Source organism: Mycobacterium sp. AT1 (genome assembly GCF_002043095.1).
In the GTDB taxonomy this organism is placed as follows: domain Bacteria; phylum Actinomycetota; class Actinomycetes; order Mycobacteriales; family Mycobacteriaceae; genus Mycobacterium.
Genome location: NZ_MVOC01000074.1, coordinates 21,264 through 27,263, shown reverse-complemented (window position 1 = coordinate 27,263; position 6,000 = coordinate 21,264). Strand labels below are relative to the sequence as shown.

At 64.1% G+C, this 6,000-nt stretch carries 8 protein-coding genes; 1 reads left to right on the top strand and 7 read right to left on the bottom strand.

Annotated elements, in window-relative coordinates:
- From B1790_RS30030 to B1790_RS30020, 3 genes are all read right to left on the bottom strand, one after another.
- Positions 1-454: GMC family oxidoreductase N-terminal domain-containing protein (locus B1790_RS30030; protein ID WP_158083897.1), on the bottom strand; the 454-nt coding region annotated here is incomplete at its 3' end.
- Positions 455-766: 312 nt separating this feature from the next.
- Positions 767-1,603, bottom strand: a complete 837-nt coding sequence (locus B1790_RS30025; protein WP_079926933.1) for an SDR family NAD(P)-dependent oxidoreductase — start codon at positions 1,601-1,603, stop codon at positions 767-769.
- Positions 1,604-1,648: 45 nt separating this feature from the next.
- Positions 1,649-2,395: an SDR family oxidoreductase gene (locus tag B1790_RS30020; protein ID WP_079926932.1), complete on the bottom strand. Its 747-nt coding sequence runs from the start codon at positions 2,393-2,395 to the stop codon at positions 1,649-1,651.
- 347 nt (positions 2,396-2,742) lie between these two features.
- Here B1790_RS30020 and B1790_RS30015 point away from each other — a divergent pair, with 347 nt between their 5' ends.
- On the top strand, positions 2,743-3,168 hold the full coding sequence (locus tag B1790_RS30015; RefSeq protein WP_142271579.1) for a MarR family winged helix-turn-helix transcriptional regulator: 426 nt from the start codon (positions 2,743-2,745) through the stop codon (positions 3,166-3,168).
- 215 nt (positions 3,169-3,383) lie between these two features.
- Here B1790_RS30015 and B1790_RS30010 read toward each other — a convergent pair whose 3' ends face one another.
- The 4 genes from B1790_RS30010 to B1790_RS30000 form a co-directional block, all read right to left on the bottom strand.
- Positions 3,384-3,599 carry an IS3 family transposase gene (locus tag B1790_RS30010; protein WP_142271578.1) on the bottom strand — a complete coding sequence of 72 codons (216 nt, stop codon included), beginning with the start codon at positions 3,597-3,599 and terminating at the stop codon, positions 3,384-3,386.
- A complete protein-coding gene (locus B1790_RS30005; protein WP_158083896.1) occupies positions 3,554-4,084 on the bottom strand; it encodes a DDE-type integrase/transposase/recombinase in 531 nt (176 codons plus the stop codon). The genes B1790_RS30010 and B1790_RS30005 overlap by 46 nt, the downstream gene beginning before the upstream one ends.
- A 326-nt stretch (positions 4,085-4,410) precedes the next feature.
- A complete protein-coding gene (locus B1790_RS35695) occupies positions 4,411-4,599 on the bottom strand; it encodes a transposase (RefSeq protein ID WP_255407312.1) in 189 nt (62 codons plus the stop codon).
- Positions 4,600-4,605: 6 nt separating this feature from the next.
- Positions 4,606-5,895 (bottom strand): EAL domain-containing protein, encoded by a 1,290-nt coding sequence (locus tag B1790_RS30000; RefSeq protein WP_079926929.1) that lies wholly within the window; start codon positions 5,893-5,895, stop codon positions 4,606-4,608.
- Positions 5,896-6,000 lie beyond the last annotated feature (105 nt).

Below are 6,000 nucleotides of genomic sequence, written 5' to 3'. Positions count from 1 at the left end.
CTACCCCGCGGTACCGCGGGTCGCGGCCGCTGACGGTCTCCATGCGCTTGAAGTAGGGCAGCACGGAGTCGTAGTCCCATCCCGTGCAGCCCGCGGCGGCCCAGCCGTCGAAGTCGTTGCGATGCCCGCGAAGGTAGATCATCGCGTTGATGCTGCTGCTGCCGCCCAGTGTGCGACCGCGCGGAAACGGGTGCGCGAGCCCCGCCGTGCCTCGTTGGGCCACCGTCTGGTAGGCGTGGTCGACGTCGGTACCCCACAGCGTGGGCCACGCAGGGGGGATGGCGATCTCGGGTCGCGTATCGGCAGGACCGGACTCCAACAGTAGAACGCGGACCGCCGGGTCTTGGGACAGTCGGGCGGCGAGGACGCAGCCCGCCGATCCGGCGCCCACCACCACGTAGTCGTAGCGATCGGGCACCTGAGCGGGGTCGTGAATGGGTTGGACGAGGTCCATGATGTGCACTCCTGGGAGGGTGGATGGGTGGTGAACGGCTTCGTCACCCAGCTTGGCGAAAACCGGCGCGCGCCCCTTGTTCGCTTGCGCCAATCTGTTGGCTTCACGCGCCGGACAATGCAGCGGGAGATGAGCAGCCCGATCCGCGTTCGCGTTGAGCTTTGACTACTCTCCCTATGCCGGAGCTGCCATCGCCGAGTACGTCGGGCGGCGGTGCGTCTGATTTTGATCACAGGACGAGAAATGGCCGACACGAACGTGATCGGCTGAGCTAGGCCGCCGGCGACGCACCGCGGGGACGTCTGGCCACGCTCAGAGCGTGATGGGGCCTTCGTCGGCGAAGAAGCCACCGTTGGGTGATTCGGCGGCGAGAGCGAGTGCGGAGATGATGCGGGCACCTTCCTGGGGGGTGCGGTAGCCCGTGAAGTCGTTGAACTCGGTGGCACAGTGTCCGGGTGCGGCTGAGTTGATTCGGACGCGGCTCCCCGTGGCCTCAAACTGGTAGGCGAAGTGCTGAGTGACGGCGTTGAGTGCGGCCTTCGAGGTGGAGTACGCCATGTTGGGTTGTGTCACGAAGGCGACGCGGTAAGCCATCGACCCCGGTTCGGCGGTGACCCTTGCCGCCGTGCGCATGCCGTCGGCAACCGCACCCTCACCCAGCGAGCCTCGCTCGGAGGAGACGTTGACGACGCGCCCGGCGTCGGAGCGTTCCAACAGTGGCAAAACGGCCTCGGTCAGCGCGACGACGGCGAAGACGTTGATTTCGAAGACCTGCCGCATGTCCGCGGCAGTGACGTCGAACGCAGGCCTGGGGAGCTTGCCGAGGGCGGCGTTGTTGACCAGAATGTCGAGGCGGTCGAATTCCTGCTGCACGAATGCCGAGATTCGCGAGATCGATTCTGGTTCAGCGAGATCTAGCGAGTGGAATAGGGCGCGACCGCCAGCTCCCCCCGCGCGAGAGAGTTCGTCGGCCGCGCGTCGACCTTCGTCCTCGCCTCGAGCAGCCAGCACCACCGTGACCCCGGATGCCACCAGGTTGCGGGCCGCTTCCTTGCCGATACCCCGCGTTCCACCCGTGACCAGTGCGACCCGGCCGGCGCCGGAGTGCGGAGGTAAGTGGGTCGTGATGAAGCCCGTCGATGTCGTCATGTCAACTGACTTGGGCTGGGGAGCACAGCGCGACGCTGGATGCAATCACGCCACACCTCCGTTCACGCGGACGACCTGACCGCTAATCCAGGCCGCGTCTTGACTCACCAAAAGTGCCACCGCGGCCGCCACGTCGTCAGCGTCACCCAGGCGGCCCGCAGGGTGCGAGCGGGTGAACTCGGCGATTTGTTGGTCAGTCTTGCCGCGGGCGAACATTGGCGACTCGATCGCACCGGGAGCGACTGCGTTGACCGTAATGCCACGGGTGGCAAGCTCTTTGGCTGCAGAGCGCGTCAGCGTCTCGACGGCCGCCTTCGCGGCCATGTACAGCCCCATTCCCGGAGTCGTGACGGCCACTGAGGTCGTGGACAGGTTGACGACCCGTCCGTTGTCGCGCATGCCAGCGGCGGCAAAGCGGATGCCGTGAAACGTGCCCAACGCGCTCACACCCAAGATCTCCTGAAAGTCCTCCTCGCCGGCGGCGGCTAGCAAGCCCGATGTGGCCACACCAGCACTGTTGACGAGGACGTCGATGCCACCGAAGACCTGGCGACCGTGTTCGAAAGCAGATGAGAACGAGTCAGAGTCGGTGACATCGGCCTGCACGCTGATCGCGGCGCCGCCGCCGCGAACAATGGCGTCGACGAGGGCCTCGGCGGACTGGCGATTGCTCGAATACTGGGCCACCACGGCGAATCCGTCGTGAGCGAGCCTTCGAGCAATCGCGCGTCCCAGATAACCGGAAGCGCCCGTAACCAGTGCCGTAGGCCGTTCTTCTTCAAGGGTTGTCATGACAACCACCGTAGCGTTTTGTTGGTCGTCATGACAACCAGGGGCGATATGAGCCGTGACCAATGCAACCCCCGGCCGAGCCTGGGTGCGCGATTAGATGCGACTGGCCGCTGCTGGGCACACCGGGGGTGTTTCTCAGTAGTCAAGGTGGGGGGTCCGCGGCATGGTCTACACGACTTTGGTGGACGACGCCCCACCTCGAAGTGACGGATCGTCGAATTTCGGCGTGTCTCACGTGATCGGGCGTTGGCGAGAAAGTCGCGCACGATTCTCGGGTTACGGTTGGCGCGGCGACCGGCATTACCTCTGCAGGTTGTCACTGACACTAAGCAGGAGGGCTGGGCGCCATGGACTGTTTGACCCCAGAAGAGCTTCGAGTGTGGCATGCATTCAAGATCGGATCCGATGTCGTCGTGCGTGCCCTCGAACGCGCAATCGCCGACGCTGCCGACATCACCGGTCCAGAATTCGGAGTACTCGACCGATTGGACCTGGCCGGTGGTGAGATGCGGCAATCAGATCTCGCTGAATCAATGCGCTGGCACAAAAGTCGTCTGTCACATCAGATCACCCGCATGACTGCGCGCAAGCTGCTGACACGCTCTGCTGTAGCCCCAACGACTTCACTGGTGACGATAACGAAATCAGGTCGGCACAAATTGGAGCTGGCGCGCCCCGCGCACGCAAAGGCCATCCGCGAGCACTTGCTTTCCCGGTTTCCCACGCCGCTGCGAGACGGTCTCATCGTCGCTTTCGCGGATGAGATGACGTAGCCACTATCAATCAACCAATCGCTATGAGCGAGATGACAACACCACCTGGGTGAACGGTGACTACCCAAACGACCGCCGCGGATCTCTACGCGAATTCTGAGTTCAGTAAGATATACCTAGTGTGGTCGCTCGGCCTACTGTTGGATGGCTAGCGGAAGCCTCCATGCTTGCCGCGCTGCATGATGTGAGGTTGCCCCCGGATGGTGGACACGGGGTCAGGCGGCTTGTGCCATCTGAGTGTGGCGGTTCTCGAAGTCGACCGGGGTGATCATGCCGATCTTGGAGTGCCGTCCTTGGCGGTTGTAGATCCGTTCGATCCGGTCGCCGACTGCGAGCCTAGCAGTCTTCTTGGTGGGCCAGGTGTATCGATGGTAGAACTCCGATTTCAGTGTGCTCCAGAAGGGTTCGGCCTGGGCGTTGTCCCGGCACACCCCGTGCGGCCGACTGATTGGGCCACGTCGTGGCGGCAGGCGAACCGGGCGAGCTGCCCGGAGGTGTATTGCGTGCCGCGGTCGGCGTGAAAGATGACCTGCCCCGGTAGGCGCCCGCGCATGGTGAGCGCCATCGACAACGCGGACTCCACCAGGTCGGTGCGCATGTGGTCCTCCACGGTCCACCCCGGGACCCGCCGCGAGCAGCCGTCGCGGACCGCACAGAGGTACAGCCACCCTTCACCGGTGCTCAAGTACGTGATGTCCGATGTCCAGACCTTGTCGAGGTCACCGCGGTCGAATCGACGGTCCACCAGGTCTTTGGGTTGGTGGGCGTCCAGGTCGACCACGGTGGTGACCGGGGTGAACCGGCGCGGGCTGATCCCGGCCAGGCGTTGCCGGCGCATCGAGGCCGCAACCGTCTTGCGTGAGATCACCTCTTCGTCCTCCCGCAAATCGGCCAGGATCCGCGGTGCACCGTACACCTGATAGGAACCCCTTGACCTTCGTGTCGATGGCTGCACGGCGCTGCTGGGCCGGCGTGGGCCCCGCTGCCTGGGCGGCACGCAACTTGTAGAACCCCGACCCCGACACCCCCAGCAGCCCGGCTATCCGCACGATCGCGAATGCGGCCTTCTGCTCCTCGATCACCCGATACATCTCTACCGGTTCTGTTCGGAGGCGAAGAAGGCCGCTGCCTATCTCAAAAACCCCTGTCCACGTAATTCGGCACTTTCCTTGCGCGCACGAAACCTTCGCCCACCGATTCCCGGCAGCCGAAACCTATTGATGAAAAACGCCGGAAACACCGTTAGCGAGATGGTCCCACGTAACGCTGAGACGCACGGAGCAGGTCGCGGAGTTGTTCTTTGAGCCGCCATGCCGAGCCGATGTCGTGGTTCTGGGTGGTGATCGTCGCGATCATTTCCTGGCGTGCGGGGTTAAGGCGTTCGACGCCAGTGCGCAGTGTGGTGCGTGCTTTGCGCCATCCAAACGGGATGGATTCTCACTCGATGCGATCGAGAAGGTTGCATGCGGCGGCGGTCACCAGGGCGCGGTCGTAGGTGATGACGAAGTCGAATCGGCGGTCGCCTTCGCGGGCGTGCTTGAGGTTGTCGTCGTGCTCGCGAGCGATCAAGGCCGCCGCGGTGTGCGGTCCGAGGGTGAGGACAATCCATTCCGCGACCAGCGCGTCGGCGGGGTCGAGCGCCACTCCGCGTATCCCGAGTCCGAGGTCGTTGGGCAGGTTTTGGCCGAAGACCGCGACCAGCGGCGAGCGTGCAGCGAGGACGCGGTAGTCCCGACGAGTGCGACCGGTGAAGTGCTGGGCGCGTTCCAAGGCGGTGAGCAGAATGGGCGGGTCGGGGGCGTGGCGGGCTTGGCTTTCGATGTGACGTGAGAACGCGGTCAAGGTGTGCTTGCGGCCCGTGCGCAGCAGTGCGTGATTTTGCACCAAGTCGAACGGCGACCCCGAAGAAAGGGTGGGGCGCTGGGCCCGGGCCGGTGGTGACCATCCAGTGGCTCGTGGGTGCTGATCGAGCGGACCTGGTCGCCCGAACTTGTACCCCTGGCCCAAGGTGGCGCCCACGGCCAATGCCTGCTCCAAGTGATCGTCGGTTTCGATTCCCTCGGCCAATATCACCGCCCCGGTCCGCTCGTGATGCGCCAGCACCGCCGACAACGTTCGGGCTTGCTCGTCGTCCGGTTGAGACTGCACCAACCCCAGATCGAGCTTGATCACGTCAGGGGAGATCACGTCGAGCAACGCCATCGAGTCTGGATGCGCGCCCACGTCGTCGAGGGCCACGGTGAAACCCTGCTCACGCATCGCGGCTACCGTGGCCAGCAGCACATGCGGATGACTCAGCAGACTGCGTTCGGTCAACTCAAACATCACCTGCAGTTCAGTACGCCCGCGCTGCAGTATCGCGTTCTCCTCAGCGGAAGCCGTCACGCTGGTCGGCTCAAGGTTAATGCACAACAACGGATCTCGGCCTACCTGACCGATTAGTGCGCCGGTGATGGCGGTGTCGATGCACAGCCGATCAAGCTCATCGACACGGCCGGTCGCCTTCGCGTTGTCGAAGACCACCTGTGGGCTCAAACCCGCCGCCGATGGCCACCGAGCCAAGGCTTCGAAACCCACCACTACCCCGTCGGGGATGGTGACAATCGGCTGAAATGCCGGGGCGAGACCGATCCCCCGTACAGCGGCCTCTAGGTCTGCTGGCCCAAATCGGTCGCCGTGCGCGGCACACCCAGAATGGAAACCGCGGTTAGGACAATCACCCGACATGCCCCTTGAATCCCTCCGTCGACGTCACGAAAACACCGCTGCACCGAGGGTCTGGGGGCACCGTAATCCATATACCCACCTGCGGTAATGACTACACCCGCAACG

What these genes read in the sequence shown, in the direction of transcription:
- B1790_RS30025 (WP_079926933.1), bottom strand. Translation starts at nt 1,603, where the DNA reads ATGACGACATCGACGGGCTTCATCACGACCCACTTACCTCCGCACTCC.
- B1790_RS30020 (WP_079926932.1), bottom strand. Translation starts at nt 2,395, where the DNA reads ATGACAACCCTTGAAGAAGAACGGCCTACGGCACTGGTTACGGGCGCT.
- B1790_RS30015 (WP_142271579.1), top strand. Translation starts at nt 2,743, where the DNA reads ATGGACTGTTTGACCCCAGAAGAGCTTCGAGTGTGGCATGCATTCAAG.
- B1790_RS30000 (WP_079926929.1), bottom strand. Translation starts at nt 5,895, where the DNA reads ATGTCGGGTGATTGTCCTAACCGCGGTTTCCATTCTGGGTGTGCCGCG.